We start from the raw sequence: 26,419 nt of genomic DNA on the forward strand, positions 1-26,419 counted from the left end.
GCTTAGCGGCGGTAGTCGATGAACGGTCCGTCGGCCACGGAGCGGCGCTCAACCAGCTTAGGATGTACTTCGATGGTTTGGGCGTCCTCGCGCTTGCTGGTAATGCGATCGAGCAGCATGTCGAACGCCATGGCGCCAAGGCGCTCCTTGGGCTGATGAATGGTGGTCAGCGCCGGGGTAAAGTAGCGGGCGTTGCGCACGTTATCGTAGCCGATGACGGAGATATCCTGCGGTACGCGCAGTCCCATCTCATCCGCTGCGCAAATGGCGCCCATCGCCATGATGTCGCCGCCGACAAACACCGCCGTCGGACGCTGTTTCTGCGCCAGAATGTTTTGCATCGCCGCATAGCCGGACTCCGGCTCGAAGTCGCCTTCGACCAGCCATGACTCCTGCGGCGTGATATTGGCCTCCTGCAGCGCCTTGAGGAAGCCGCGCAGTCGACCGCCGCCGGTGTTGCGCGATACCGGGCCGGTGATGGCGCCAATGTCGCGGTGGCCACGCTCGATCAGGTAACGGCCGGCCAGATAGCCTCCCTCGAAGGCGTTGTCCTGGATAGCGTCGGTAAAGTCGCTGCGACGGGTTCCCCAGTCCATGACCACCATCGGGATGTGGCGGTAGTCCTCCAGGATCTCCAGCAGGTTTTCCGGGTATTCGGAGCACATCACCAGCAGGCCGTCGACGCGTTTCTGCGCCAGCATGGCCAGGTAGGCTTTCTGCTTCTCCAGATTATTGTGGGAGTTACACAGGATCAGGGTATAGCCTTGGCTGTAGCAGCTATTCTCTACCGATTCGATGACCTCGGCAAAGTACGGCGCCTCGCTGGAGGTCGCCAGCAGGCCGATGGATTTGGTGTGGTTGACCTTCAGGCTGCGGGCAACGGCGCTGGGGGAGTAGTGTAGTTCTTTAATGGCCTCCCAGACGGCGGCTTTGGTCTCGTCGGCGACAAAGCGGGTTTTATTGATGACGTGAGACACCGTGGTGGTCGATACGCCTGCGCGCTTTGCCACATCTTTAATCGTTGCCATGAAACAAATGACTCCTGGGCGTACGCGCTGCGTCGCCGTTTTGTTAATCGTTTGCCTGCGTGCATCGGAAAATACGCCTGACAGCGCGGCTCGGCGCCGGCGCGTTTGCGCAATAGGGTGACGTTTGCCATTTCTTGTTTAGAATTATAGCGTCGGCACGCGGCAGTAAACCGCAAATTCTGTCTGATCTCAGGCAAAAGGGGAAGCACTAATTGGCGATTTGCGCAGGATGTAATCATAAGATTTTCTGCGTGTTTTAAGATGTGATTTATGTAAAAATGATTTAACACGGGTTTTGTGCGAACTTTCAAGTCAGTAAAAATTGATCCGGAACGTAAAACATGAGGTGTCAGGATGGAAAACGATCTGAAGTATTCTCTGGTAACAACGGTGGTGGCGCTGGCGCTGATCGTCGTGGCCAGCCTGATCGCCGCACTGCACTAAGTCAGCGGGCGGCATAAATAAAAAAGGCGCTCGGTGAGCGCCTTTTTTATCTCTGCGGCCGGTTACGCCAGATTCTGGGCGACGAACTCCCAGTTTACCAGCGCCCAGAAGTTTTCCAGGTACACCGGGCGAGCGTTACGGTAGTCGATGTAGTAGGCGTGCTCCCATACGTCCACGGTCAGCAGCGGCTTGTCGTCGCCGGTCAGCGGGGTCGCGGCGTTAGCGGTGTTGACGATGGCCAGGGTGCCGTCCGCCTTTTTCACCAGCCAGGTCCAGCCGGAGCCGAAGTTGCCGACGGCAGACTTGGTCAACGCGTCTTTGAACGCGGCAAATGAGCCGAAGGCGGCGTTGATGGCGTCAGCCAGGGCGCCGCGCGGCTCGCCGCCGCCGTTCGGGGAGAGACAGTGCCAGTAGAAGGTGTGGTTCCACACCTGAGCGGCGTTGTTAAAGATACCGCCGGAGGCGCTCTTCACGATCTCTTCCAGCGATTTCCCTGCGAACTCCGTGCCTTTGATCAGATTATTCAGGTTGACCACATAGGCGTTGTGGTGCTTACCGTAGTGGTATTCCAGCGTTTCGGCGGAGATATGCGGTTCCAGCGCATTCATGGCGTACGGTAATGCAGGTAATTCAAATGACATAGCTCTCTCCTTAATGCTTCTGTGGCAAGACGGTTAATCCGTAAGCAACGCACGTAAGACGCCGCCGGCGGTTAGACAAAAATGAAAAAATCTTGTTGTCCGCTTGTTATGGTTTGTGATTCTAGCAAGTTTTGCCGTGAAAGACAGGGGGCAGGTGTATTTTAGCTGACTGAGTGGCGAAATGTGCAGCAGACACGCGGTGAAAACGGCGCGTGGAAGCCGGGTGTCGGGGGGCCACCGCGGGGGGAGATGCCGTGGCGAGAGCGTTAGCGGATGGTTTTCGGGGTCATGACGCGGCGGGCGCCCAGGTAGTGATCCTGCCAGTAGTCATCGCCCAGATAGCTGACGCGAATCTCCTCGCCGGTGCGCGGAGACTGAATAAATTTGCCGTTGCCCAGATAGACGCCGACGTGATCGGCGGCGCCGCGCCCGTGGATCTGAAAGAACACCAGATCGCCGCGCTGCAGCTCGGCGCGCTTGACCGGCGCGGCGTCGCGCAGGTGGTACATCTCGTTAGCGGTGCGCGGCATTTTGATGTTCAGCAGATCCTGGTAGGCGTAATAGATAAGGCCGCTGCAGTCAAAGCCGGTATGGGGAGAGGTGCCGCCCCAGCGGTAGGGTTTACCTATCTGACGCATCAGCTTATTCATCGCCGTCTGTTTGGCGTGCTGATAGCGCTTCTTGTGCAGCGGACTCATGTGGATCGGCTGGCTATCCTCATGGCGGCCGGCTGCGTGGCGGGCCGTCTTAAGGGCCGAGGGGCGGCCATAGGCTTTTTTGCCCCGGTGCGACGCCGCCTGTGCGCTTGCGTGCCGCGCAAGGGGTTTCTCGCCGCGGTGGCGCGCTTTTGCCCTGTGCTCGGCGGCGGCGTGCTGCGGCGCAGCCGCCGTGCGGTGGGGAGTGTGCGCCGCGCGCTTCTCCCGGGCGGGGAGATGAGACGCCGCGCTGCGGCTCTTCTGCGCCCCGGCGTCTGCCCTGCGTTTTTTACGCTCGCCGCTCTGGCTGTGGCCAGCCGTGGCTTTTCGCTGATCGGCGATGACTTTGTGTGCCGGTGACGCAGTCGCTGAGGTGGTAAACCATTGGGTAAACAGCAATACAAAGAGCGCAACGAATAGACGCATGATCAGTCGCTTCCAGGCTAAAAACTAAAATAAAAACGCTGAAACAGTATTAATTAAAATATGCTGAACATAACAGTACTGATGTTTACGTATTCGCGTCTAATTGTGAGTAAATATTTCAATTGTCTGATTTAGCGACAGAGAGGGCTTTTTTACAGTGAGATTACCTATTAAAAAATGCTTGAGCAGGATAATGGGCGAATAATGTGCGGCTGGCGGAGAGGCGATGCGCTGCCGCGGCAGCGCGCTGTGCAATAGACCCTGCAAAAGATGGTGTTTTTTTCCTGCCTCGCCCGCCGCTACAATAGTGCAATCCGACGCCGCGCGTCCTGCGGCGGGCGGGGGAGGCGCCTTTCGTGCCCCATCCCTTGTCTGCCGCGGTCGACGCGGGCGATAATGACAATATACTGCGTTACCGCTATAACACTGGATATTTAAGGAAGTAAAGACCATGACCACTATCGAAAAGATTCAGCGCCAGATCGCCGAGAACCCGATTCTGCTGTATATGAAAGGCTCACCGAAGCTGCCGAGCTGCGGCTTTTCTGCGCAGGCGGTGCAGGCGCTGTCTGCCTGCGGCGAGCGCTTTGCCTACGTGGATATCCTGCAGAACCCGGACATCCGCGCCGAGCTGCCGAAGTTTGCTAACTGGCCGACCTTTCCGCAGCTGTGGGTCGAGGGTGAGCTGATCGGCGGGTGTGACATCGTGCTGGAGATGTATCAGCGCGGCGAGCTGCAGACGCTGATCAAAGAGGCCGCGGCGCGCCACGGCTCAGCGGCGCAGGACAACGCCTGATCGCGCGGCGTTAGGCCATGTAAAAAGGCGCCGCAGGGCGCCTTTTGCATATCGGCAGGGGCCGCTTGCTAGAGGATCATCGCCGCCGCCCAGCCGAAGCCGAGCAGCGGCAGGTTGTAGTGCAGGAAGGTGGGCACCACCGAATCCCAGATGTGATCGTGCTGGCCGTCCATATTCAGCCCAGAGGTTGGCCCCAGGGTGGAGTCAGAGGCCGGCGATCCGGCATCCCCCAGCGCCCCGGAGACGCCGATAATGGCGATGGTTGCCATGGGGGAGAAGCCAAAGGCAATGCACAGGGGCACATAGATTGCCGCGATGATCGGCACCGTGGAGAAGGAGGAGCCGATGCCCATGGTGATGACCAGCCCGACCGCCAGCATCAGAAACGCGGCCAGTCCCCGGCTGCCGCCGATTGCCCCCTCGATGGAGGTCACCAGCGTATCTACGCTGCCGGTGGCTTTGATCACGGCGGCGAACCCGGAGGCAGTGATCATGATAAAGCCGATCATCGCCATCATATGCACCCCGCGGGTAAAGACATCCTGAGTATCCCGCCAGTGGATCACGCCGCCGAGAATAAACACCACAAAACCCATCAGCGCTCCGAGCACGATGGAGTTGGTCGCCAGCTGTACTCCTAGGGCGGCGATGATGGCGACAACGGCGACCCATACGGCCCGTAAATGAATACGCTTATGCTCCGGCTCGGCGGAGAGGATGCGCCCTTCGCTATAGCGGCGCGGCCTGCGGTAGCTGAAGAAGATGGCCAACAGCAGACCGAACAGCATCCCCAGCCCCGGCAGCAGCATGGCGCTGGGCACCTGGGCGGCGGTGACCTGCAGCCCATTCTCATTGAGGTTTTTCAGCAGAATATTGTTCAGGAAGATGCCGCCAAAGCCGATCGGCAGCACCATATAAGGGGTGATCAGGCCAAAGGTCAGCACGCAGGCTACCGCGCGCCGATCGAGATTCATCCGCGAAAACAGGTGCAGCAGCGGCGGGATCAGAATGGGAATAAAGGCAATGTGGATGGGGATCAGGTTCTGCGACGAGATGGCGATCAGCGTCAGGATCAGCAGCAGACCGTATTTAAACCAGAACAGGCGGTGGGTGCTCGGCGCCAGCCCCATGCGGCGGATCACGCCGTGGGCCAGCACGTCGGTGATCCCGGAGCGCGAAATCGCGACGGCGAAGGTACCCAGCATGGCGTAGCTGAGGGCGATCTCCGCGCCGCCGCCCAACCCACCGCTGAAGGTGGCGATCGTGGTGTCCAGCGTGAGACCGCCGCTCAGGCCGGCAACCAGCGAGGCGACGATCAGGGCGATCACCACGTTGACCCGCAGCAGGCTGAGGAGCAGCATTACGACCACGGCAATTACAACAGCATTCATAGACGTCAATGTCCTAAAAGTCGTTCAAGGCAATAGCAGGATTATTAGCATGTTTCCGTGCGTGGCACGACAAAAAAATACCCTGGCGTGACCTTTTCCCCGCCGCCGCGGGGCGGAATAAAAAACGCCCGCGGAGCGGGCGTGGTCTGCGGGGGGCGGCTATGCCTCCGCGGAGAGGTCGGCATCGTTCAGGCCAGCCGGGGGCCAGCCGCCCAGGCGTTTCCAGCGGTTCACCAGCTCACAGAACAGCGTGGCGGTCTGCTGGGTGTCATACAGGGCCGAATGGGCCTGGGCGCTGTCGAAGGGGATCTCCGCGCTGATGCAGGCCTTGGCCAGCACCGTTTGGCCGAGAACCAGCCCGCTGAGAGCGGCGGTATCGAAGGTGGCGAACGGATGGAATGGGTTGCGCTTCAGCCCGGCGCGCTCTGCGGCCGCCATCAGAAAGGAGTGGTCAAAGTGGGCGTTGTGGGCCACCACCACCGCGCGATTGCACGCCTGATCTTTAATTCCCTTGCGCACCATCTTAAAGATGGCGTGCAGCGCGGTATATTCGCTGACGGCGCCGCGCAGCGGGTTGTGTGGATCGATACCGTTAAAGGCCAGCGCCTCTGGCGAGAGCACGGCGCCCTCAAAGGGAGCGATATGAAAATGCAGGCACTGATCGGTTTCCAGCCAGCCGTCGTCGCTCATTCGCAGAGTGACGGCAGCAATTTCCAGCAGGGCGTTGCAATTGGCGTCAAAGCCCGCGGTTTCGACGTCGATGACGACCGGGTAAAAGCCACGAAAGCGCGCGCTCAGCGCGTTGAGATTAGAGGTGTCAGCCATGGGTTCGTTGGTGTCTTTATTTTGAATGCAGCGCGTATTATGGCAAATTTCGCCGTGTTTTACACGGGGATGGCCAATGAGAAGGGGGGCGGGCGGCACATATTGCGTCCGCCCGGGTGAAAGGGACGGGGCGTTAGCGGCCCAGCCCTTCGCTGGCCGAGCGGTTTTCGATCAGCTCGATTTTATAGCCGTCGGGATCTTCGACAAAGGCGATGATCGTATGGCCGCCCTTGACCGGGCCCGCCTCACGGGTAATGTTGCCGCCGGCGCGGCGGATCTGTTCAACGGTAGCGGCGACGCTATCGACGCCGAGGGCGATATGGCCGAAGGCGCTGCCCATCTCATAGCTATCGACGCCCCAGTTATAGGTCAGCTCGATCACGGCGCCTTGGCTCTCATCGCCATAGCCGACGAAGGCAAGAGAGTATTTATAGGCTTCGTTTTCGCTGGTGCGCAGCAGGCGCATGCCCAGTACCTGGGTATAAAAGTCGACGGAGCGCTTCAGGTCAGTGACCCGCAGCATGGTATGAAGTACACGCATAGTTATCCTCAACGCTGACAAAGTAAAAAGACGTTTCAATAGTGTCACAGCGGCCGCCGGCTTGGCAACGCCAAACCCGCAGGGCTGGGTGGTTTGGCGAAGCGTCTATTGCGTGGATCCCGGCGGGTCACCGGCGCGGCGATCCGCGGGTGGCGTAGGGCGGTGACGGACCCAGAGGCGCTTTAACACTTTTAATAGATTAATTGTTATCATAATGGCTTAAATAATTATTTGATGTTTCTTCCCGGCATTGGATGAAATTTGTGTGATAGATATTTATGTTGCATTTTTATCATGCAGGTTAAATCAATAAATGAGGCGTCGGTGGGCGGGGGCGACGGCGCGATCGCCCGCCCAGCCTGTGCGTAGCAGGCCTAGCGCATTCTCGTGGTGTATTATGTGATAGGCCACGATTAATTTTGATATATTTGCAATATGTATGTTTATTAATGAGCAAACAATAAGCATGAATAAGATTTTTTTCATTATTTTGCTTTATATTGTTTAGCTAACTGGTTAATATTATTCGCACGCAACCGCTCGGCTATCGATGCTTTTGGCGTCCATAGACGTGGGGGAGTGCATCACAAAGGAATTGGCCGATATGTACCCGGCACGGGCATCGGGATGATGATGCGTTACCGTTCGGTGCCATAGCCGAAAGGAGCTCGCCGCCTGAAGCCTGACCGCTGCGTTTCACCGGAAGGGGGAAACCAACGGGCATCGCGCCGCCGGATCCGGTCCATAGGGGAGCAGCACGCTGAGTCGTGGCTTCTGGACACGGGACGGTGATGACGGTGTATCGGGTTTATGGATTAGCACGCTCATTATAAGGAGATTAAATTGGAATCAACATTGGGGTCGGATTTATCACGGTTGGTGCGTGTATGGCGCGCCTTGATCGATCAGCGACTGAAGCCGCTGGAGCTGACGCAGACGCATTGGGTGACGCTGTATAACATTCATCGCCTGCCGCCTGAGCAGTCACAGATTCAGCTGGCCAAGGCGATTGGCATTGAACAGCCGTCACTGGTACGTACGCTGGATCAGCTGGAAGATAAAGGGCTGATTACTCGACATATCTGTGCTAACGATCGCCGCGCCAAACGCATTAAGCTGACGGACGGTGCCGAACCCGTGATTAAGGAAGTGACCGACGTGATTTCGCTGACGCGCAGTGAAATCTTGGACGGTATCTCAGCGGATGAGGTCTCGCTGTTGACCAGTCTGGTCGAACGTCTGGAGCAGAACATTATTCATTTACAGAATAAATAAACAGCGCCGCGTTCGAGCAGTCAAAAAAAAACCGGAAGGCATGCCTCCGGTTTTTTTTATTGGCGCGGGATCACATCGGCGAGACGTTAACGGTGCTGCCGTTGCTCAGCAGCATCACGCGCTGATTAACCCGGAAAGCCTGCTTGTCGTTTTTCTGCACCACGGCGATGGTCTTACCGCTGTCGAGACGGATCACCAGTTGGACGCCATTGGTACGGTTGACCGCGCCCTCAATGCTGTTGCCAGCCACGCCGCCCGCGACGGCGCCTGCGGCGGTCGCCAGGCTGCGTCCGGTGCCGCCGCCGATGGTGTTACCCAGCAGACCACCGATGACGGCGCCACCGATGGTGCCGATCACGTTCGCCTCGTTACCGGCCTGAATCTGTACCGGCTCCATGGAGACGATGGTGCCATATGTTACCTGCTGTACCTGCTTGGCCTGATTGGCGCTGTACACGTCACCGGACAGGGTGCTGGTATTGGCACAGCCCGCCAGGGTTGCCGTGGCAATAGCGACAATAATAAGACGCTTCATCATGATTAGGTTCCTTTTATTACCATTACCCGTGTTCTTTCCCAGGGGGCGGCGGTGAGATGGCTGGGCCTCATGACCGGACGCGCCCGCGGGACGAGCGTAGCTTCAGTGTATGTCAAAATGGCTTAACCGTGGGTAAACCGTCGCCGACGGCGGCGTACTGCCCATCAGTATGGCATGTATAATGTTATTCTAATGATAAAACGGTAGCTTAAGAAGTCGGAATCCGGAAATTATGTTGCAGCTTTTTGCTGGCGTCGGATTTATCCGCAATTGGCGCCGATATTGATAAAAGTTAAGTCGATCCGTTAGTTGGGTGATAGGCTGGACGAAATACCGGCGACGGCCTGCGCGGCGCGTCGCACCACCGGAGTCGGAAGAGAAAATGAAAACGGGACGCTATATCGGCATTATGTCCGGCACCAGCCTGGACGGTATTGATGTGGTTCTGGCCGCGATCGATGAAACGCTGGTGGCACACCAGGGACGCTACGTTCACCCCATTCCCCATGAGGTCAAGACGGCGATCCTGGCCATGAGCCAGGGGCAGGAGACGACGCTGGCGGCGGTGGGCGAGTTGGATCGGGTCCTGGGCACGCTGTATGCCGAGGCGGTCAATCAGCTGCTGCAGCGCCAGAGGCTGACGGCCCATGATATCGTGGCCATCGGTTGCCATGGGCAGACCGTCTGGCATCAGCCCGACGGGAGCGCGCCGTTTACGCTGCAGCTGGGGGATAATAACCGCGTAGCGGCGCTGACAGGGATCGCCACGGTGGGCGATTTTCGGCGGCGCGATATGGCTTATGGCGGGCAGGGCGCCCCGCTGGTTCCGGCGTTTCATCATGCGCTGCTGGCCCACCCCGGCGAGCGACGCATGGTGCTGAATATCGGGGGGATCGCCAATTTATCGCTGCTGCTGCCTGGCGCGGCGGTACGCGGCTTTGATACCGGGCCGGGCAATATGCTGATGGATGCCTGGATCTGGCGCCGGTGCGGACGTCCGTACGACGCCGACGCCGTCTGGGCGCGCGGCGGTCGCGTTCTTAGCGCGCTGCTGGCGCAGATGCTGGCGGATCCCTATTTTGCGCGTCCGGCGCCGAAAAGTACCGGACGGGAGCTGTTTAATCTCGGCTGGCTGGAGCGGCACCTGCAGCGTTGGCCCGGCGTGGACGCCCGGGATGTCCAGGCGACGCTGGCGGAGCTGACGGCGCGCAGCATCGCTGATCAGGTACAGCTGGCCGGCGGCTGCGAGCGCCTGCTGGTCTGCGGCGGCGGCGTTCACAATCCGCTGGTGATGGCCCGGCTGGCGGCCCTGCTGCCGGGCACCGAGGTCGCGTCGACCGATAAATACGGCGTCAGCGCGGATGATATGGAGGCGCTGGCCTTTGCCTGGCTGGCCTACCGGACGCTCTCGGGACTGCCCGGCAACCTGCCGTCGGTGACCGGCGCCGATCGTCCGACGCTGCTGGGCGCCATCTACCCGGTCAATCCCTACGATGCCGGTATCGCTCTATAGCTTTATCAACGGAGGGCTCTATGATGCGCTTTTCCCTCGCGGTAACCGCCATGCTGACGCTGGGCGGGTGTCAGTGGCTCGGCGTCACCCCGCCACAGACGCTGCACTATCGCTGTGGCACGCTGCCGCTGACCCTACAACAGGATAATGCCCGGCGCCAGGTGCGTCTGGTGCTGGACGGCAACGCGCTGACACTGCCACAGACGCTCTCGGCATCGGGCGTGCGCTACAGCGATGGCCGCTATACCTTCTGGTCTAAGGGCGAGGGCGCTTTTGTCGAGCGTGACGGGCATCTAATCCTGAATGATTGCCGGCTGCAGCGCTGAGCCCGACTGTCCCTATAGTTTCCCCCCTGCTGTCACCGTCCGGCTCGCCCTGCGGCAGGTGGTGAGCTTATCATGTTTATTATCAATGAATTACATCTCATTCCCGATCGTCGCCCAGCGCCGCTCGGGAGGAATTTGTATGGCAAAATCCCCGATCCCTCCCGCCTGACGGGGGGCGGGGAAACGCAGGCGATTGAGATTGTGACGGCCAGCGTGCAGAATGAACCTATCTCCGCTGGCAGGACGTTGAATATGAGTGAAAACAACGAGTTTGATATTGCCGATCTGCGCCGCGACTATGTGCGCGGCGGCCTGCGCCGCCGTGATTTAACCGCCAATCCGCTGGATCTGTTCGAACGCTGGCTGCGTCAGGCGTGCGATGCGCGTCTGGCCGATCCGACCGCCATGTGCGTGGCGACGGTGGATAAGTCCGGCCAGCCCCATCAGCGCATCGTGCTGCTGAAGCACTACGATGCGCAGGGCATGGTGTTTTATACCAATCTGGGCAGCAATAAGGCTCAGCAGCTGGAGGAGAATCCGCGTATTAGCCTGCACTTCCCCTGGCATATGCTGGATCGACAGGTCAGCATCACCGGCACGGCTCACCGTCTCTCGGCCCTGGAGGTGATGAAGTATTTTCACAGCAGACCGAAGGACAGTCAGATTGCCGCCTGGGTGTCACACCAGTCGGCGCGCATCTCCACCCGCGGGATCCTGGAGAGCAAGTTTTTGGAGCTGAAGCAGAAGTTTTTGCAGGGTGAGATCCCACTGCCTAGCTTTTGGGGCGGCTATCGGGTATCGCTGCAGACCATCGAATTTTGGCAGGGACGCGAAAGCCGCCTGCACGATCGTTTTCTGTATCAGCGCGATGGGGGTGGTTGGCAAATTGACCGCCTGGCGCCCTAGGTTGGGGACAGGGACGGCGGCGGCGGCCATTTGGCTACGCCTTAACCCTCAAACGGTTACGGGCACAGCCTAACGGCGTAATTTCCCCTGTAAAGGCTGGCGTGACGGAGCGCGGCGCTTTATCCTATAGCGTTTATTATCCGCCTTGACACCGCCCCGCGAGGGTAACGGTGTGTGTTAACACTAATGGAGTTATTAATGGCAAGCAGCAACCTGATTAAACAACTGCAAGAGCGGGGCCTCGTTGCCCAGGTTACGGATGAAGAAGCGTTGGCAGAGCGACTGGCGCAGGGGCCCATCGCACTGTATTGCGGATTCGATCCGACCGCTGACAGCTTGCACTTGGGCCATCTGGTTCCCCTGCTGTGCCTTAAGCGCTTCCAGCAGGCCGGGCATAAGCCGGTGGCGCTGGTGGGCGGGGCGACCGGTCTGATCGGCGATCCGAGCTTTAAGGCGACCGAGCGTAAGCTGAACACCGAAGAGACGGTGCAGAGCTGGGTGGATAAAATCCGCCGTCAGGTAGCGCCGTTTCTGGACTTCGACTGTGGGAGCAACAGCGCGATTGCCGCCAATAACTACGATTGGTTTGGCGGCATGAATGTGCTGACCTTCCTGCGCGATATCGGCAAGCACTTCTCTGTTAACCAGATGATTAACAAAGAGGCAGTTAAGCAGCGTCTGAACCGTGACGATGTGGGGATCTCCTTCACCGAGTTCTCCTACAACCTGCTGCAGGGCTATGACTTTGCCAGCCTGAACCGTATGCACGGCGTCGAACTGCAGATCGGCGGATCCGATCAGTGGGGGAACATTACCTCCGGCATCGACCTGACCCGCCGCATGAACCAGCAGCAGGTGTGGGGGCTGACCGTCCCGCTGATCACCAAGGCCGACGGGACCAAGTTTGGTAAGACCGAAGGCGGCGCGGTATGGCTGGATCCGAAAAAGACCAGCCCGTACAAGTTTTACCAGTTCTGGATCAATACCGCCGATGCCGACGTATACCGTTTCCTGAAATTCTTCACCTTTATGGACATTGAGGAGATCAATGCGCTGGAAGAGGAAGATAAGAACAGCGGCAAGGCGCCGCGCGCGCAGTATGTGCTGGCCGAGGCGGTGACGCGCTTGGTGCACGGCGAGGCGGGGCTGGAGGCGGCGAAACGTATCACCCATAGCCTGTTCTCCGGCAGCCTGAGCGAGATGACCGAGGCCGACTTTGCCCAGCTGGCACAGGATGGCATGCCGATGGTCGAAATGGATAAAGGCGCCGATCTGCAGCAGGCGTTGGTTGACGCCGAACTGCAGCCGTCGCGTGGCCAGGCGCGTAAAACCATCGCCTCTAACGCGGTCACCGTCAACGGTGAGAAACAGTCCGACCCTGAATACACTTTCAGCGACGGCGATCGTCTGTTTAGCCGCTATACGCTGCTGCGTCGCGGCAAGAAGAACTATTGCCTGATCTGCTGGAAGTAATCACAGCAATCAAGGGGGCTGCGGCCCCCGTTAATACCAACGACTGCCCAGTGGGCAGATAAGCAAAAATACGATGAAGAATATCCTTTCCATTCAATCTCACGTGGTGTTTGGCCACGCCGGCAACAGCGCCGCTGTTTTCCCGATGCGTCGCATGGGCGTTAACGTATGGCCGCTGAATACCGTTCAGTTTTCTAACCATACTCAGTACGGTCACTGGACCGGCAGCGTGATGCCGGCTAATCATCTGACCGAGATTGTGCAAGGGATTGCCGATATTGGGGAGCTGACGCGCTGCAACGCGGTGCTGAGCGGCTACATTGGTTCGCCGCAGCAGGGCGAGCATATTTTGCAGATCGTTCGACAGGTGAAGCAGAGTAACCCCGACGCATGGTATTTTTGTGATCCGGTGATGGGACACCCGGAAAAAGGGTGCATCGTCGCGCCAGGCGTGGCGGAGTTCTTCTGCCAGCAGGCGGTCGCCTGCAGCGATATCATGGCGCCCAATCTGCTGGAGCTGGAGACGCTGACCGATCGTAAGATAACCAGCGTTGAGGAGGCCCTGGCGGCCTCCCGCGCGCTGATCGCCCGTGGCCCGCGCATTGTCTTAGTCAAACACCTGCACAATGCCGGCTACGATCGCAACCGCTTTGAAATGTTGCTGGTCACCGCCGACGAGGCCTGGCACATCGCCCGTCCGCTGGTGGACTTCGGTGCCCGCCAGCCGGTGGGCGTTGGCGATTTGACCAGTGGTCTGCTGCTGGTGAACCTGCTGAAGGGCGAGTCGCTGCAGAGCGCGCTGGAGCACGTTACGGCGGCGGTCTATGAGGTGATGCTGACGACCCAGGCGATGGGGGAGTACGAGCTGCAGCTGGTCGCCGCCCAGGATCGCATCGCCTGTCCGCAGCACCGCTATACGGCGCGGGCGCTGCACGGCTGATCCCGGACGATCCGCAAAAAACGAGGCCTCCCCTGGGAGGCCTTTTTTTTACTTGTCTGCTGCGCGCTCAGGGTCGATCGCGCTACTTCAACCCCTCGGCGCTGAGCGTAGCATCGACCGCCGGCCGCGCGGCGATACGCGCCATATAGTCGGCCAGCGCCGGCCAGACGGCCAGATCGAAGTGCATCGCCTTGGCCCAGCACAGCGTGGTGAACAGATAGGCGTCGGCGACGCTGAAGCTGGGCCCCAGCAGGTAGGGACGCTCGCTGAGTACGCCGTTGAGGTAGTGGAACTGCTTCTCCAGCGCCGCGCGCGCTATCGCCTTGCTCTCCTGCGGCTGGCGCGGATTGAACAGCGGGCTGAATCCCTTATGGATCTCGGTGGCAATATAGTTGAGCCATTCGATCGCGTGATAGCGCGCCAGCGTCTCCTGCGGCGGGATCAGCGCGCGGTCTGGCACCCGATCGGCCAGGTACTGCACGATGGCCACCCCTTCGGTCAGCAGACTGCCGTCATCCAGCAGCAGCGCCGGCACCTGTCCCTTGGGATTAATACGCAGATAGTCGCTGCCGTGCTCGGTACGTTTGCTGGCCAGATCCACACTTTCGATGGTGAAGTCCAGACCGGCCTCACGCAGTACGATATGCGGTGAAAGAGAGCAGGCCCCGGATTTATAGAACAATTTCATCACTCGCTCCTTGGACGTTTCCGCTGGGTAGATGACCTTTAGCGTAGTCCGTCAGCGGCAGTCTGTCTGTGTGGCAGATAGAATTTATACGCGGCGCGCCCGCGGTAAAAAAAAGGCGCCGCAGGGGCGCCTTTTTCGCGAGGGAGAGAAATCAATCGCCCAGGGTCATGCGGTTCAGCTTCGGCGCGGTCAGCAGCATCAGCACGGCGATGACGGCGGTAGCGATACCGATCTGCATAAATACGTGGCTATAGATAGCCAGTGACGCGTGGGGATCGGCAACCTCGCCCCCCGGCACGGCGGTCAGCGCCGCCACTTTACCGGCGATCAGCGCCGCGGCGGCGGTGGTCAGGAACCAAGAGCCCATGATAAAGCCCATCAGTCGCTGCGGCACCAGCTGCGCCACCATGGCCAGACCCAGACCGGAGATCATCAGTTCGCCGATACTCTGCAGCGCATAGCTCAGGATCAGCCAGTTAACCGACACAATCCCCGCTTCATTGGCGAAGGATGCGCCCCACGGCAGCACCAGGAACGCGCCGGAGCACAGCACCATACCGATAGCAAACTTGTGCGGCATCGGCAGGCGGTCGCCCATCTTGTTGTAGATTGCGGCTAGGATCGGGCTAGCGACCATGATCCAGAACGGGTTCAGCGCCTGATACTGCTCCGGCTCGAACGCGATGCCGAAGATGCTGTGTTCAACGTTATGGATGGCGAAGAAGTTCAGCGAGGTCGGCATCTGGCTATACAGCACGAAGAAGACCACGGCTTCTAGCATCAGCAGGAAGGCGACGATCATCTTACGGCGCGCGCCGCCCTGCAGTGCAAAGGTCTCTTTCGCGAAGATCAGGATGATGCCGGCGGAGATGATGGCCAGCGCCCAGCGCGCGATGGTTTGGTTATGCAGCAGCCAGGTTGAAATGGCGACCAGGATCACCACGCCGACCAGGGTCATCATCAGCTTGCCGACCTGCAGCGCTGCGAAGTCCGGCTTGGAGCCCTGATCCTTCACCCAGCGACGGCACATCATAAAGTTGACCAGGGTGATCAGCATGCCCACGACGCTTAGGGAGAACGCGACGCTCCAGCCAAAGCGGGCCGCCAGCCACGGGGTTGCCAGCATAGAGAAGAAGGAACCGATGTTCACCGACATGTAGTACATGGTGAAGGCGCCGTCCAGGCGCGGATCGTTTTTCTCATAGCAGGTGGAGAGCAGCGAGGAGGGGTTAGCCTTAAACAGGCCGTTACCGACCGCGATGGTCGCCATCCCCACGTAGACCAGCGACAGGTCATGGCCGGAGTAGGCGACAAAGGCATAGCCAATGGCCAGAACCAGCGCGCCGAGCATGATGACGCGCTTGGCACCCAGCACCTTGTCACCCAGCCAGCCGCCGATAGCGACGAAGCCGTATACCAGGGCGCTGAAGGAGGAGAACAGGGTAATGGAGTCGGCCTCGGTCATGCCCAGCATCTTGACCAGATAAACGGCCATGATGCCCTGCAGGCCGTAATAGCCAAAACGTTCCCACAGTTCGATAGAGAAGATCAGATAGAAAGCACGGGGCTGTTTAAACGCGTTAAGACTCACGTTTTCCGGTTGGTTGTTGTTTGCGTTTGACACAAGTTACCTCTGGTTTTTCACGCCCGTCTGACGACGGGTAACGGCCGCGGCGCATGTTTAAAAAACATACTGTTTACATTGTTATACGCGGCAGGAAGAGGGGTACTCTTAACGATATTTTGCAGGCTGACAATAGCTTTGTCATATTCTGTTACACAAACATTCTATGGAATAATCCGATAATGTTACAAATGTTACTCAGAGGGAACTAACGCCTAAAATGCATTTTCCGATGTAAAATTTTGCCGAATTGCCGTACAAAAGCAATTTCGTTGTATATTTCGCTATTTTTATAAAAAGCAGGGTTATTATCTGGTTGTTCGCAATAATTGTATTTGATTGTACTAAATTATCGTCTTTTTCCAAAATCATCAAATAGAGCAACATATCGGCATCAATCGAAGAATAATATTAACGATTTAAATGTGATCAACCTCAAAATTACGACAACGAAAGTGCTTGCGCTGTGGCAAATAAAGTGAAACTGCGCTAGCAGAGGTAAAAACGGGGGAGAGATCACAGCAGAGGGCGGCGCGCACCGCCGGATAAGCAGTGCGCGGCACCGGGAAAGGGCCTACTGCTCGGGGTAGACTTTATCGCGGAATTCGCACAGATCCTCGATGAGGCAGGAGCCGCAGCGCGGGCGCCGGGCGATGCAGGTATAGCGCCCGTGCAGGATCAGCCAGTGATGACAGTTGAGGGTGAACTCCGCCGGTACCACCTTAAGCAGCTTCTCCTCAACCTCGTTGACCGTCTTTCCCGGCGCAAAGCGGGTGCGGTTACAGACGCGGAAAATATGGGTATCGACGGCGATGGTCGGCCAGCCGAAGGCCGTATTGAGCACGACGTTGGCGGTCTTGCGTCCGACGCCGGGCAGCGCTTCCAGCGCAGGGCGATCCTCCGGTACCTCGCCGCCGTGCTGCTCCAGCAGGAGACGGCAGGTCTTGATAATGTTTTCCGCTTTGCCGTTATACAGACCGATAGTCTTGATGTGCCGCTTGACACCGTCCACGCCGAGCGCCAGCAGCGCCGCGGGGGTGTTGGCCGCCGGAAACAGCGTCGCGGTTGCCTTATTGACGCTGACGTCGGTCGCCTGGGCCGACAGCAGCACGGCGATCAGCAGTTCAAACGGGCTGCTGTAGATAAGCTCGGTGGTCGGCTGCGGATTGGCGTCGCGTAGGCGCCGGAGTATCTCGATGCGTTTTTCCTGATTCATCATGCCTGCTCATGGTTGTCCGTGGGCGCCGCGCTGCGCTGCGCTTGGCCAACGGCGCTACGCTGCGCCTGACGCCGGCGTAGCTTTTGATCGATAACATATTTGAACGCTAGCATAAACCCAAGGCCAAGAAATGCGCCCGGCGGCAAAATGGCCAGCAGGAACGGCGTATCGGTATGAAACAGCTCGATGCGCAGCGCGCGGGCCCAGTGGCCGAGCAGCAGGTCGGCGCCGTCGAATAGGGTACCGTTGCCCAGGATTTCACGCAGGGCGCCCAAAACGAACAGCGCCGCGGTCGCGCCTAGCCCGGTGGCCAGGCCGTCCAGCGCCGCTACCCCGACGGGATGGTGGGCGGCATAGGCCTCGGCGCGCCCGATGACGATGCAGTTGGTGACGATCAGCGGAATAAAGATCCCCAGGGATTGATACAAGCCGAACGCGTAGGCGTTGATCAGCATCTGCACCGCGCTGACGACGGAGGCGATGATCATCACATAGATAGGAATACGGATCTCGCTGGGCACCCAGCGGCGCAGCGCCGAAACGGCGCTGTTGGTCAAGACCAGCACCAGCGTGGTGGCCAGCCCCAGCCCCAGGGCGTTGGTGGCGGTCGAGGAGACCGCCAGCAGCGGGCAGAGGCCGAGCAGCTGTACCAGGGCCGAGTTGTTCTTCCATAGCCCGTTGATGAATAGATTTTTGGCCTCACTCATTCACTTTCTCCACAGCGCGGCAGGCTGGCCAGATGCGGTCGGATATCGCGGATTGCCAGCGTAGTGCGGCGAACGGCGTTAACCACCGCCCGCGGAGTGATGGTAGCGCCGGTAAACTGGTCGAACTCGCCGCCGTCTTTCTTTACCCGAAACGCCGGGTCCTGTGCGCCGTGTACGACCTTGTTGCGAAAGCTGTCGATCCAGTCGGAGATACGGATTTCAATTTTATCGCCGAGCCCTGGGGTTTCGTGCTGCTCTTGCACCCGTACGCCTAGAACCTTACCGCTGAAATCGGCGCCGACCAGCAGGCGAATGGCGCCGGCATAGCCATCGGGCGCGGTGGCCTCGACCAGCGCAGCGATCGGCTGGCCCTGACGCTGGGCCAGATACAGCCGGTGCTCCGCGCCGTCGCCCAGGCGCGGGTCGCGCAGCAGCAGACAGCTACGCTGCAGGTCGTTGTCGTAGTCGCCCGGTGCGATCACCTGATCAAACAGTCGCTGCTGCTGCAGCGCCGCCTGACGGGCGATGGTGCGGGTGGTCAATTGATGCACGATGGCCGTCAGCGCGGTGGCGAGGATGGCGAACAGGGCCAGGCGGATACCGTGGCGGCGCATAGTGGTTAGCATGAAGACTCCTTAGCGATGGCCATAAACGCGCGGCTGGGTGTAGTGGTCGATCAGCGGCACACAGATGTTGGCCAGCAGCACCGCAAAGGCGACGCCGTCGGGGTAGCCGCCATAGGTGCGGATCAGCCAGACCAGTACGCCGCAGAGCAGGCCAAAGATCAGGCGGCCGCGCGGCGTGGTGGCCGCGGTGACCGGATCGGTAGCAATGAAAAACGCGCCCAGCATGGTGGCGCCGGAGAACAGGGTAGTCAGCGGCGGCGCAATGCTCTGCGGCGCCAACCCACCGCCCAGCGCGGCGCATAGCGCCATGGCGACCAGGAAGCCTAGCGGGATCTGCCAGTGAATAATGCGGCGCAGCAGCAGCAGCAGGCCACCGAGCAGGAACCCTGCGTTGACCCATTGCCACCCTAAACCGGCCAGCTCGCCCTGCCAGATGGGCTGGCGGAAGATTTCCGTCAGCGTCTGGCCGCTGCGCAGCCCGGTCTTCACGCTGTCGAGCGGCGTGGCGGAGCTTACGCCGTCCACGCTGAGCAGGGCGTGCAGATCGGCGGCGTGACCGCCGAAGATCTGTGACAGAGTATGGCTGAGATCCAGCGGTTGGCTCAGCAGGCTCTGCGGCGGCAGCCAGGTGGTCATGGGCACCGGGAAGGCAATCAGCAGCATGACATAGCCGACCATGGCCGGGTTGAAGGGGTTCTGCCCCAGCCCGCCGTACAGCTGCTTGGCGATGATGATGGCAAAGGCGCTGCCGAGCACGACGAGCCACCAGGGCGCCAGCGGCGGCAGGCTGATGCCCAGCAGCAGCCCGGTCAGCAGCGCGGAATTATCGCCGAGCGTACTGAGCGGGCGTCGGCGTAGACGCAGCACCAGCGCCTCACAGAGGCAGGCGGTGAGGATGGCCAACGTGAGCTGGATAAGCGTGCCGTAGCCAAAAAAGTAGGTTTGCGCCACGATGCCAGGCAGGGCGGCGGCAACGACCCAGAACATGATGCGCCCCGTGTTCTGGCGGTTATGGGTAAAGGGTGAACTGGCGATTCTGAAGGCCATTTATTCCTCGCTTGGCGCTGCGGACGCCTGCTTTGCCTTAATGCGGGCGATAGCGGCCGCGACGGCCGCTTTCTGCGCATCCGTGGGGGTGGACGGAGAGGCGGGCTGAGGGGCCTCTCCGCTGACCAATGCCTGGCGGGCTTTCACCCGAGCGATTGCCGTGGCGATGGCGGCCTGGCGATCGGACGTCGGCGTCTCTTTTTCCGAGGCTGCCGGTGTATCCGCGTCGGATCCTGGCGCGTAGGCTGCCTGCAGCGTTGCCCGGTGGATCTGACGGCGAGGGCTTTCACCCTTGTCTGCCGCCGGTGGCTCGGCGTCGGCTTCGCTCGCCGCGGCCTGCTTGGCCTTGGCGCGGGCGATGGCGGCGGCGATGGCCGCCTTACGCGGATCGTCCTGCGGCGCCGGAGCGTCGGCGTCGCTGTTCGCGGCCGATGGGGCCGCGGCCTGCTTGGCCTTGGCGCGGGCGATGGCGGCGGCGATGGCCGCCTTGCGCGGATCGTCCTGCGGCGCCGGAGCGTCGGCGTCGCTGTCCGCGGCCGATGGGGCCGCGGCCTGCTTGGCTTTGGCGCGGGCGATGGCGGCGGCGATGGCCGCCTTACGCGGATCGTCCTGCGGCGCCGGAGCGTCGGCGTCGCTGTTCGCGGCCGATGGGGCCGCGGCCTGCTTGGCCTTGGCGCGGGCGATGGCAGCAGCCAGCGCCGCCTGCCGCGGATCGCTTACCGCGGCGGTGACGTCATCGGTCGGCCCCGCCTTACGCAGGTTAATGCGCTGCAGCGCGGCTTGGATGGTCTCCCGATCGCTGTTGCTGACGCTGACGGCGGCCTGTTTATGACGCTGCTCGCGCGCCGCCTTTTCCCGCGCCAGTCGCGCCAGACGGGCCTCAAAGCGCGCCTTGGCCTCGGCGGCGCGTCGGGCCTCATCGTCCAATGCGCGGATCTCGGCCTTCTCCTGTCGATAATACTGCACCAGCGGAATGTTGCTGGGACACACATAGGCGCAGGCGCCGCACTCGATGCACTCCTGCAGATGGTAGTCGCGCGCCTTATCGTGCTCCTTGCCCTGGCTGAACCAGTACAGCTGCTGGGGCAGTAGGCGCGCTGGACAGACGTCGGCGCAGGCGCCGCAGCGAATGCAGGGCTGCTCCGCCTGCGCCGCGCTGGCGCTGAATTCATCGCGCGAAGGCGTCAGGATACAGTTGGTGATCTTGACCACCGGGACGCCGAGGCGCGACAGGGTAAACCCCATTAGCGGGCCCCCCATGATCACCATCGGGTGCTTGTTCTGTGCAATAAACCCGCCGTTTTGCAGCAGATGCTTCACCGGCGTACCGATGGCGGCCCAGACATTTCCCGGGCGGTGCATCTGCTCGCCGGTCAGGGTGACCACGCGCTCGATCAGCGGCTCTCCGTCGATGACGGCGCGCTTGATGGCGTAGACCGTCGCCACGTTTTGCATCAGCACGCCGATGGAGGCCGAGTGTCGACCGTGGGGAACCTCCATGCCGGTCAGGATCTTGATCAGCTGCTTGGCCCCGCCGGAGGGATACTTAGTGGGGATCACCCGCAGCTGTATCTGATCGTGACCCTGTAACGCCTGCCGCAGGGCGGCGATCGCCTGCGGCTTATTGTCTTCGATGCCAATCAGCACCCGCTCAGGCGACAGAATGTGGCGCAGTATCGCGCAGCCGGTGACGATATCCGCGGCCTGCTCGCGCATCAAGCGATCGTCGGCGGTGATGTAGGGCTCACACTCGGCGGCGTTGATGATCAGGGTATTGATGCGATCCACGCCGCCGTTGAGCTTGGCGGCGGTCGGGAAACCGGCGCCGCCGAGTCCGGCGATCCCGGCCTGATGGATATGGTCGATCAGCGCCGAGGGCGTCAGGGTGCGATAGTCGGGCAGCGGGTGGCGCTCTCCCCAGCGCTCCTGCTGGTCGGGAACCAGGCTGATGCACAGCTCGGGCAGGCCGGAGGGGTGGGCGGTCACCTGGCGCGAGATGGCGCTGATGGTGCCGGAGGTCGACGCGTGTACCGGCAGGGTGCGGCCATTGCCATGGGTGAGCGGCTGGCCTTTCAGCACCCGTTCGCCCACCTTGACCAGCAGGTCCCCCTCGGGTCCCAGGTGCTGCTGCAGCGGAATGATCAGCAGATTCGGCAGCGGAATGCGGCGCAGCGGGATCTCGCTGGAGATCTGTTTCATCTCAGGGGGATGGATCCCCCCTGTAAAGTCCCACAGTCTCTCTTTACGCAGTGCGGCGAACAGCTTAAACATGGCGCTCAACTTCCAGAATATGTACGGGGATGGTCTGCAAATCCCATTTCCAAGTGGCGGTCGTGGTAGGGACGGGCACCAGCTGGATACACGACGTCGGGCAGGGCGGCAGACACAGGCCGCAGCCGGTACACTGATCGCTGATGACGGTGTGCAGCGCTCGCGTCGCGCCGACGATGGCGTCGACCGGGCAGGACTGAATACACTTGGTGCAGCCGATACAGTTGGCCTCGTCGATCAGCGCGACCTGGCGCTGAGGCTCGCGCTGGGCGCTCTCGCCCTCCAGCGGCTGCGGATCGACGGCCAACAGGGCGGCGATATTACGCATTACCGCGTCGCCGCCCGGCGCACAGCGGTTGATCTTCTCCCCGTTGGCGACGGCCTCGGCATAAGGGCGGCAGCCAGGGTAACCGCACTGGCCGCACTGGCTCTGCGGCAGCAGGGCGTCAATACGTTCTACGATGGGGTCCGCCTCCACCTGAAAACGGCGGGCGGCAAATCCCAGGATCAGGCCGGAGAGCAGCGCGATGGCGCTGACGGCGGCGATCGCTATCCACAATGAAGACATTAGAATTTCACCAATCCGCTAAAGCCCATAAAGGCAAGAGACATCAGCCCGGCGGTGATGAGGGCAATGGACGCGCCGCGAAACGGCGCCGGGACGTCGGCCAGCGCCAGTCGCTCACGGATGGCGGCAAACAGCACCATCACCAGCGAGAAGCCGGCGGCGGCGCTAAACCCGTACACGGCCGACTGCAGAAAGTTGTGTGACTGGTTGACGTTGAGCAGCGCCACGCCGAGCACCGCGCAGTTGGTGGTGATCAGCGGCAGAAAGATGCCCAGCAGACGATATAGAATCGGGCTGGTTTTACGCACCGCCAGCTCGGTGAATTGTACCACGACGGCGATGACCAGAATAAAGGTCAGGGTGCGCAGATAGGTCAGCCCCAGCGGCACCAAAATAAACTGGTTTACGGCCCAGGCGCAAACGGACGCCAGGGTGAGTACAAAGGTGGTTGCCAGTCCCATGCCCATCGCCGTCTCAAGCTTTTTCGATACCCCCATAAAGGGGCACAGGCCGAGAAATTTAACCAGGACGAAGTTATTGACCAGGACGGTGCCGACCAGCAACAACAGGTAATCGGTCATCACACAAAACCTACAAAGCAGAAAGATCAGCCGGAAGATGAAACCGCTGTATTATCGGGGTTTAACCGGCTGACGACAACAGATCAAACGTAGGGTTATTGCGATTTGCGCAAATTACCCACGATGAGGGCGGCGGCGCCGGCGTAAATTGACGCTATTGCTCAATAAATGTCTGGCGCACGCGGGCCGAACGCTTGATATAGGGAACAAACACGGCGGCGGCCAGCAGCGGCATGACGATCCCGCGCAGCGCAAGGGTATCGCTGATCGGCGAGAAGGCGAAGGACTTCAGCGCCAGCAGCAGCATGACCAGCAGCCAGGCGATGAAATGCTTGGGGAAGCGCCGCGAGCGCTTAAAAAACAGGCGCAGCACGTGCAGTGAGAAGCACCATACGCCTAGGGTAATGAGCAGGGAGAGCCCCCACTGCGAGAAAAAGGTGCCGCCGTGGGACCACAGGCGTCCGCCGCCGCCGTGCTGCAGCAGCGTCATGATGAACAGCGCCAGCATCAGGCTGGAGGAGATGAGAGAGAGGATCATGTAGGCCAATGGCGCAAACAGCCAGCCGCCGATACGGTCAGTTTTCATCGTATGCAATACCGGATAAAAGGGCGAATGCGGGGGAGTATACCCGATCCCGGCGCCGGAGGGAGCAGGGATCGGGGGCGGGCGTTAGCTTAGTCCAACGGTATTGCCGTCGGCGTCGATATCGATGTGGCGGTAGGCCGGCAGGGTGCTAAGCCCCGGCATCGTCATGATGTTACCGGCATAGGCGCGGATAAAACCGGCGCCGGCGGAGACCTGCAGGCTGCGGATGGGCAGCACAAAGCCGCGCGGGGCGTTTTTCAACGCCGGATCGGCGCTGATGGAGAGCGGGGTCTTCGCCATGCACAGCGGCAGTTGGCCAAATCCGGCCTGCTCCAGTGCATCCAGCTCCTGCTGCGCCTGCGCCGTCAGCTCGGCGTGGCTGGCGCCGTAGCTGTGCGCCAGGGTCTGCAGCTTCTCTGCCAGCGGCATCGCGTCCGGGTACAGTAGGTTGACCTGGGCCGCCTGGCTGCAGGCATCGGTGACGCAGGCTGCCAGGCGCGCCGCGCCGCGCCCGCCGAGAGCAAAGGCTTCGCTGAATTCGACGCCGAATGCGCCGGCGCTGAGCGCATAGTCGCGCAGTATGGCCAGCTCCTGCGGCGTATCTTCCGGCCAGCGGTTGACGGCGATAACCACCGGCAGACCATAGCGGCGAGCGTTGGCGATATGCCAGCCCAGGTTTTCACAGCCGGTGCGCAGCAGATCGGCGTTCGGCTGCTTCACCTCTTCCGGTAGCGCCTGTCCCGGCTTCATATTGAACTGCCCGCTGTTGGCCTTCAGGCTGCGCAGCGTGGCGACCAGCACCACGCAGGAGGGGGCGATCCCCGACTGGCGATATTTGATATTGAAGAACTTCTCCATTCCCATGTCGGAGCCGAAGCCCGCTTCGGTGACCACATAGTCGGCTAGCTGCAGGGCCAGTCTATCGGCTAGCACGGAGGAGTTGCCGTGGGCGATATTGGCGAAGGGACCCGCGTGGATCAGCACCGGCGTCTGCTCGCTGCTCTGCATCAGGGTCGGGTGGATCGCCGCTTTCATCACAACGGTCATGGCACCGGCCACCTGCAGATCCTCCGCGGTGATCGGCGCACCTTGCAGGGAATAGGCCAGGATCACCTTGCCGATGCGCGTACGCATATCGGCCAGACCGTCGGAGAGCGCCAGAATGGCCATCAGCTCTGAGGCGGCGCTGATGTCAAAGCCATCGTGACGCGGCACGCCGTTATTGCCGCCGCCGACGCCAACGTCGATGCTGCGCAGCGCCCGATCGTTATGGTCCATCACCCGTTTCCAGACGATGCGCTGGGGATCGATATCCAGACGCGGCAGCCCGCTCTGATCGGTGAACGCATCGCCCAGGCGCTGTTCGTGGAATAGACGGGCATCGAGCGCCGCCGCGGCCAGGTTATGTGCGGCGCTGATGGCGTGAATATCACCGGTCAGATGCAGATTGAGCTGCTCCATCGGCAGCACCTGCGACGCACCGCCGCCGGCGGCGCCGCCCTTAACGCCGAACACCGGGCCGAGGCTGGGCTGGCGGATACAGGCGATGGCGCTGTGCCCCAGATGGTTCAGCCCTTGGCTCAGGCCTAGGGTCGTGACGGTTTTCCCTTCGCCGAGCGGCGTGGGGGTGATGCTGGAGACCAGGATCAGTTTACCGCGTGGGGGACGGGGCGTGAGCTGTCGCATATCCACCTTGGCCGCATACTGGCCGTAGGGGATCAAGGCTTCAGAGGCGATGCCGATTCGGGTCGCAACGGCGGCGATCGGCAGCAGGGCAGGCTGAGATGAAGGCATCGGTTCGCAGCGGGATATCATGGCGTGTCGTGATCCTTTACATAGACAGAGTAAACACAGGCGCTGCCGGCAGCAGGCCGCTAAGTGGGCTGAGCGGCATCGATTATACGCCTGGACGGGCTCAGGTGCGTACTATGCCACAGTGCGCAAACGTTTGCCTTGTTAAATGTCGGAATAGTGTAACCGGGAGGGGGAAAACGGCGCCGGTAAGGATAAAGAAGAGACTGCACCGCCTGCGAGGGCTATTTTATAAAGCCGGCTGATTTATCATCTCGCTGAGCGCGGTGAGGCGGGGGAATTCCCGCGGGGCCGGGTATTTACGCTTAATTTTCATTACGCTTCGCGTTAATAGAAAAAGCGAGGTAAACGATTAACCGGACGGAATAATTCAGAGCATCTAATTTAAAGTCACTGACTCTGCCCGGTTCGTCCGTCGCGCGCTATTTCGGCGGGATGACCTGCGTGGCGGAGGCCGCGCGACGGGCTTAGCGGGAGGGGGCGAGCAGGGGACGGGTTAACCCGGTACGCCGCGCGGCGGCGGGCGCGGACACAGGGCCAACGCGCGCGGCGTCGGCCGATCTAGACGACATAGTGCCAAATCTCTTTCGGCACGCAGCCCACGTCAAACAGACGCCCGCCGCTGACCAGTTCGGCGCGCCGATGGTCGGCGGCGCGATACATATTTATAATGTCGCTTTCATCGCGCAGAGAATAATTTAAATGGTCGAAGAGTTTTTCCAGACTGTCGCTATTATTCACCTTGCGGAATTTGTGCAGGAATTCGTCAACGTTCATATTTTCGTCATTGTTCGATATGTATAATAAAAGAACAGTATTCAGCAATTATTCTAATGAGTCCAGCGAGATATTAGTGATATAGATTGCAAAATTATGAAATGTTGATGGCAACGATGCCATTCTGCGCCACCGCGGCGGCGGGGATTTTGTCA

General features: G+C 60.4%; 27 protein-coding genes. 8 read left to right on the forward strand and 19 right to left on the reverse strand.

The features are described from left to right. Window positions 1–2: 2 nt before the first annotated feature. Window positions 3–1,028: an HTH-type transcriptional repressor PurR gene (gene purR, locus ETEE_RS16795; RefSeq protein ID WP_034163472.1), complete on the reverse strand. Its 1,026-nt coding sequence runs from the start codon at window positions 1,026–1,028 to the stop codon at window positions 3–5. A 354-nt stretch (window positions 1,029–1,382) separates the two neighbouring features. On the opposite strand from purR, the gene cydH reads away from it, so the two are divergent. Further along, complete coding sequence (gene cydH / locus ETEE_RS21070; protein WP_095666566.1) at window positions 1,383–1,472, forward strand: cytochrome bd-I oxidase subunit CydH; 90 nt, start codon at window positions 1,383–1,385, stop codon at window positions 1,470–1,472. A gap of 62 nt (window positions 1,473–1,534) precedes the next feature. Here cydH and sodB read toward each other — a convergent pair whose 3' ends face one another. After that, entirely contained in the window at window positions 1,535–2,113 is a 579-nt protein-coding gene (gene sodB / locus ETEE_RS16800) for a superoxide dismutase [Fe] (protein ID WP_034163471.1), read from the reverse strand. Between the two features lie 266 nt (window positions 2,114–2,379). After that, window positions 2,380–3,234, reverse strand: coding sequence for a C40 family peptidase (locus tag ETEE_RS16805; RefSeq protein ID WP_034163470.1), 855 nt, complete (start codon window positions 3,232–3,234; stop codon window positions 2,380–2,382). A 451-nt stretch (window positions 3,235–3,685) separates the two neighbouring features. Between ETEE_RS16805 and ETEE_RS16810 the strand changes: the two genes are divergently transcribed. Next, window positions 3,686–4,030, forward strand: coding sequence for a Grx4 family monothiol glutaredoxin (locus tag ETEE_RS16810; protein ID WP_015461457.1), 345 nt, complete (start codon window positions 3,686–3,688; stop codon window positions 4,028–4,030). 68 nt (window positions 4,031–4,098) lie between these two features. Here the strand turns inward: ETEE_RS16810 and ETEE_RS16815 are convergent, their stop codons facing one another. The 3 genes from ETEE_RS16815 to gloA all read right to left on the reverse strand — a co-directional run bounded on the left by ETEE_RS16815 (window position 4,099) and on the right by gloA (window position 6,787). Then, entirely contained in the window at window positions 4,099–5,421 is a 1,323-nt protein-coding gene (locus tag ETEE_RS16815; RefSeq protein WP_034163469.1) for a Na+/H+ antiporter family protein, read from the reverse strand. 159 nt (window positions 5,422–5,580) lie between these two features. Further along, a complete protein-coding gene (gene rnt / locus ETEE_RS16820) occupies window positions 5,581–6,246 on the reverse strand; it encodes a ribonuclease T (RefSeq protein ID WP_034163468.1) in 666 nt (221 codons plus the stop codon). Window positions 6,247–6,379: 133 nt separating this feature from the next. Next, entirely contained in the window at window positions 6,380–6,787 is a 408-nt protein-coding gene (gene gloA, locus ETEE_RS16825; protein WP_034163467.1) for a lactoylglutathione lyase, read from the reverse strand. 843 nt (window positions 6,788–7,630) lie between these two features. On the opposite strand from gloA, the gene slyA reads away from it, so the two are divergent. Then, on the forward strand, window positions 7,631–8,062 hold the full coding sequence (gene slyA, locus ETEE_RS16830; protein ID WP_034163466.1) for a transcriptional regulator SlyA: 432 nt from the start codon (window positions 7,631–7,633) through the stop codon (window positions 8,060–8,062). Window positions 8,063–8,132: 70 nt separating this feature from the next. Here the strand turns inward: slyA and ETEE_RS16835 are convergent, their stop codons facing one another. Next, window positions 8,133–8,600 (reverse strand): outer membrane lipoprotein, encoded by a 468-nt coding sequence (locus tag ETEE_RS16835; protein WP_034163465.1) that lies wholly within the window; start codon window positions 8,598–8,600, stop codon window positions 8,133–8,135. Between the two features lie 382 nt (window positions 8,601–8,982). On the opposite strand from ETEE_RS16835, the gene anmK reads away from it, so the two are divergent. The 5 genes from anmK to pdxY all read left to right on the forward strand — a co-directional run bounded on the left by anmK (window position 8,983) and on the right by pdxY (window position 13,758). Continuing rightward, window positions 8,983–10,113 (forward strand): anhydro-N-acetylmuramic acid kinase, encoded by a 1,131-nt coding sequence (gene anmK / locus ETEE_RS16840; RefSeq protein ID WP_034163464.1) that lies wholly within the window; start codon window positions 8,983–8,985, stop codon window positions 10,111–10,113. Between the two features lie 20 nt (window positions 10,114–10,133). Next, window positions 10,134–10,439, forward strand: coding sequence for an MliC family protein (locus ETEE_RS16845; RefSeq protein WP_081854130.1), 306 nt, complete (start codon window positions 10,134–10,136; stop codon window positions 10,437–10,439). A gap of 252 nt (window positions 10,440–10,691) precedes the next feature. Continuing rightward, window positions 10,692–11,345 carry a pyridoxamine 5'-phosphate oxidase gene (gene pdxH / locus ETEE_RS16850; RefSeq protein WP_034163463.1) on the forward strand — a complete coding sequence of 218 codons (654 nt, stop codon included), beginning with the start codon at window positions 10,692–10,694 and terminating at the stop codon, window positions 11,343–11,345. Window positions 11,346–11,543: 198 nt separating this feature from the next. Beyond that, the gene (gene tyrS / locus ETEE_RS16855; protein ID WP_034163451.1) at window positions 11,544–12,818 is read left to right on the forward strand and encodes a tyrosine--tRNA ligase; all 1,275 of its coding nucleotides are present in this window, start codon (window positions 11,544–11,546) and stop codon (window positions 12,816–12,818) included. Window positions 12,819–12,891: 73 nt separating this feature from the next. After that, window positions 12,892–13,758 carry a pyridoxal kinase PdxY gene (pdxY, locus tag ETEE_RS16860; RefSeq protein WP_034163450.1) on the forward strand — a complete coding sequence of 289 codons (867 nt, stop codon included), beginning with the start codon at window positions 12,892–12,894 and terminating at the stop codon, window positions 13,756–13,758. 82 nt (window positions 13,759–13,840) lie between these two features. On the opposite strand, the gene gstA is transcribed toward pdxY, so the two are convergent. The 12 genes from gstA to ydgT form a co-directional block, all read right to left on the reverse strand. Continuing rightward, window positions 13,841–14,446, reverse strand: coding sequence for a glutathione transferase GstA (gene gstA / locus ETEE_RS16865; RefSeq protein WP_034163449.1), 606 nt, complete (start codon window positions 14,444–14,446; stop codon window positions 13,841–13,843). Between the two features lie 151 nt (window positions 14,447–14,597). Beyond that, window positions 14,598–16,070: a dipeptide/tripeptide permease DtpA gene (dtpA, locus tag ETEE_RS16870; protein WP_034163448.1), complete on the reverse strand. Its 1,473-nt coding sequence runs from the start codon at window positions 16,068–16,070 to the stop codon at window positions 14,598–14,600. Window positions 16,071–16,644: 574 nt separating this feature from the next. Then, on the reverse strand, window positions 16,645–17,286 hold the full coding sequence (nth, locus tag ETEE_RS16880) for an endonuclease III (protein ID WP_034163462.1): 642 nt from the start codon (window positions 17,284–17,286) through the stop codon (window positions 16,645–16,647). After that, entirely contained in the window at window positions 17,286–17,996 is a 711-nt protein-coding gene (locus tag ETEE_RS16885; RefSeq protein WP_034163446.1) for an electron transport complex subunit E, read from the reverse strand. Before ETEE_RS16885 ends, nth begins: the two co-directional genes overlap by 1 nt. After that, window positions 17,993–18,622, reverse strand: a complete 630-nt coding sequence (gene rsxG / locus ETEE_RS16890) for an electron transport complex subunit RsxG (RefSeq protein WP_034163445.1) — start codon at window positions 18,620–18,622, stop codon at window positions 17,993–17,995. Before rsxG ends, ETEE_RS16885 begins: the two co-directional genes overlap by 4 nt. A 9-nt stretch (window positions 18,623–18,631) precedes the next feature. Beyond that, window positions 18,632–19,669: an electron transport complex subunit RsxD gene (rsxD, locus tag ETEE_RS16895; protein WP_034163444.1), complete on the reverse strand. Its 1,038-nt coding sequence runs from the start codon at window positions 19,667–19,669 to the stop codon at window positions 18,632–18,634. Next, a complete protein-coding gene (gene rsxC, locus ETEE_RS16900) occupies window positions 19,670–21,940 on the reverse strand; it encodes an electron transport complex subunit RsxC (protein WP_038631584.1) in 2,271 nt (756 codons plus the stop codon). It lies immediately after the preceding gene. Beyond that, the gene (gene rsxB, locus ETEE_RS16905; RefSeq protein WP_034163442.1) at window positions 21,933–22,508 is read right to left on the reverse strand and encodes an electron transport complex subunit RsxB; all 576 of its coding nucleotides are present in this window, start codon (window positions 22,506–22,508) and stop codon (window positions 21,933–21,935) included. The genes rsxC and rsxB overlap by 8 nt, the downstream gene beginning before the upstream one ends. Further along, window positions 22,508–23,089, reverse strand: a complete 582-nt coding sequence (gene rsxA, locus ETEE_RS16910) for an electron transport complex subunit RsxA (RefSeq protein ID WP_015461468.1) — start codon at window positions 23,087–23,089, stop codon at window positions 22,508–22,510. Before rsxA ends, rsxB begins: the two co-directional genes overlap by 1 nt. A gap of 154 nt (window positions 23,090–23,243) precedes the next feature. Next, a complete protein-coding gene (locus ETEE_RS16915) occupies window positions 23,244–23,675 on the reverse strand; it encodes a DUF2569 domain-containing protein (RefSeq protein WP_034163441.1) in 432 nt (143 codons plus the stop codon). Between the two features lie 84 nt (window positions 23,676–23,759). After that, entirely contained in the window at window positions 23,760–25,490 is a 1,731-nt protein-coding gene (locus ETEE_RS16920) for a formate--tetrahydrofolate ligase (RefSeq protein WP_034163440.1), read from the reverse strand. Between the two features lie 558 nt (window positions 25,491–26,048). Further along, a complete protein-coding gene (gene ydgT, locus ETEE_RS16925) occupies window positions 26,049–26,264 on the reverse strand; it encodes a transcription modulator YdgT (RefSeq protein WP_034163439.1) in 216 nt (71 codons plus the stop codon). Window positions 26,265–26,419 lie beyond the last annotated feature (155 nt).

The sequence above is a fragment of the Edwardsiella anguillarum ET080813 genome (assembly GCF_000264765.2).
Taxonomy (GTDB): domain Bacteria; phylum Pseudomonadota; class Gammaproteobacteria; order Enterobacterales; family Enterobacteriaceae; genus Edwardsiella; species Edwardsiella anguillarum.

What these genes read in the sequence shown, in the direction of transcription:
- purR (WP_034163472.1), bottom strand. Translation starts at nt 1,028, where the DNA reads ATGGCAACGATTAAAGATGTGGCAAAGCGCGCAGGCGTATCGACCACC.
- cydH (WP_095666566.1), top strand. Translation starts at nt 1,383, where the DNA reads ATGGAAAACGATCTGAAGTATTCTCTGGTAACAACGGTGGTGGCGCTG.
- sodB (WP_034163471.1), bottom strand. Translation starts at nt 2,113, where the DNA reads ATGTCATTTGAATTACCTGCATTACCGTACGCCATGAATGCGCTGGAA.
- ETEE_RS16805 (WP_034163470.1), bottom strand. Translation starts at nt 3,234, where the DNA reads ATGCGTCTATTCGTTGCGCTCTTTGTATTGCTGTTTACCCAATGGTTT.
- ETEE_RS16810 (WP_015461457.1), top strand. Translation starts at nt 3,686, where the DNA reads ATGACCACTATCGAAAAGATTCAGCGCCAGATCGCCGAGAACCCGATT.
- ETEE_RS16815 (WP_034163469.1), bottom strand. Translation starts at nt 5,421, where the DNA reads ATGAATGCTGTTGTAATTGCCGTGGTCGTAATGCTGCTCCTCAGCCTG.
- rnt (WP_034163468.1), bottom strand. Translation starts at nt 6,246, where the DNA reads ATGGCTGACACCTCTAATCTCAACGCGCTGAGCGCGCGCTTTCGTGGC.
- gloA (WP_034163467.1), bottom strand. Translation starts at nt 6,787, where the DNA reads ATGCGTGTACTTCATACCATGCTGCGGGTCACTGACCTGAAGCGCTCC.
- ETEE_RS16835 (WP_034163465.1), bottom strand. Translation starts at nt 8,600, where the DNA reads ATGATGAAGCGTCTTATTATTGTCGCTATTGCCACGGCAACCCTGGCG.
- anmK (WP_034163464.1), top strand. Translation starts at nt 8,983, where the DNA reads ATGAAAACGGGACGCTATATCGGCATTATGTCCGGCACCAGCCTGGAC.
- ETEE_RS16845 (WP_081854130.1), top strand. Translation starts at nt 10,134, where the DNA reads ATGATGCGCTTTTCCCTCGCGGTAACCGCCATGCTGACGCTGGGCGGG.
- pdxH (WP_034163463.1), top strand. Translation starts at nt 10,692, where the DNA reads ATGAGTGAAAACAACGAGTTTGATATTGCCGATCTGCGCCGCGACTAT.
- tyrS (WP_034163451.1), top strand. Translation starts at nt 11,544, where the DNA reads ATGGCAAGCAGCAACCTGATTAAACAACTGCAAGAGCGGGGCCTCGTT.
- pdxY (WP_034163450.1), top strand. Translation starts at nt 12,892, where the DNA reads ATGAAGAATATCCTTTCCATTCAATCTCACGTGGTGTTTGGCCACGCC.
- gstA (WP_034163449.1), bottom strand. Translation starts at nt 14,446, where the DNA reads ATGAAATTGTTCTATAAATCCGGGGCCTGCTCTCTTTCACCGCATATC.
- nth (WP_034163462.1), bottom strand. Translation starts at nt 17,286, where the DNA reads ATGAATCAGGAAAAACGCATCGAGATACTCCGGCGCCTACGCGACGCC.
- ETEE_RS16885 (WP_034163446.1), bottom strand. Translation starts at nt 17,996, where the DNA reads ATGAGTGAGGCCAAAAATCTATTCATCAACGGGCTATGGAAGAACAAC.
- rsxG (WP_034163445.1), bottom strand. Translation starts at nt 18,622, where the DNA reads ATGCTAACCACTATGCGCCGCCACGGTATCCGCCTGGCCCTGTTCGCC.
- rsxD (WP_034163444.1), bottom strand. Translation starts at nt 19,669, where the DNA reads ATGGCCTTCAGAATCGCCAGTTCACCCTTTACCCATAACCGCCAGAAC.
- rsxC (WP_038631584.1), bottom strand. Translation starts at nt 21,940, where the DNA reads ATGTTTAAGCTGTTCGCCGCACTGCGTAAAGAGAGACTGTGGGACTTT.
- rsxB (WP_034163442.1), bottom strand. Translation starts at nt 22,508, where the DNA reads ATGTCTTCATTGTGGATAGCGATCGCCGCCGTCAGCGCCATCGCGCTG.
- rsxA (WP_015461468.1), bottom strand. Translation starts at nt 23,089, where the DNA reads ATGACCGATTACCTGTTGTTGCTGGTCGGCACCGTCCTGGTCAATAAC.
- ETEE_RS16915 (WP_034163441.1), bottom strand. Translation starts at nt 23,675, where the DNA reads ATGAAAACTGACCGTATCGGCGGCTGGCTGTTTGCGCCATTGGCCTAC.
- ETEE_RS16920 (WP_034163440.1), bottom strand. Translation starts at nt 25,490, where the DNA reads ATGATATCCCGCTGCGAACCGATGCCTTCATCTCAGCCTGCCCTGCTG.
- ydgT (WP_034163439.1), bottom strand. Translation starts at nt 26,264, where the DNA reads ATGAACGTTGACGAATTCCTGCACAAATTCCGCAAGGTGAATAATAGC.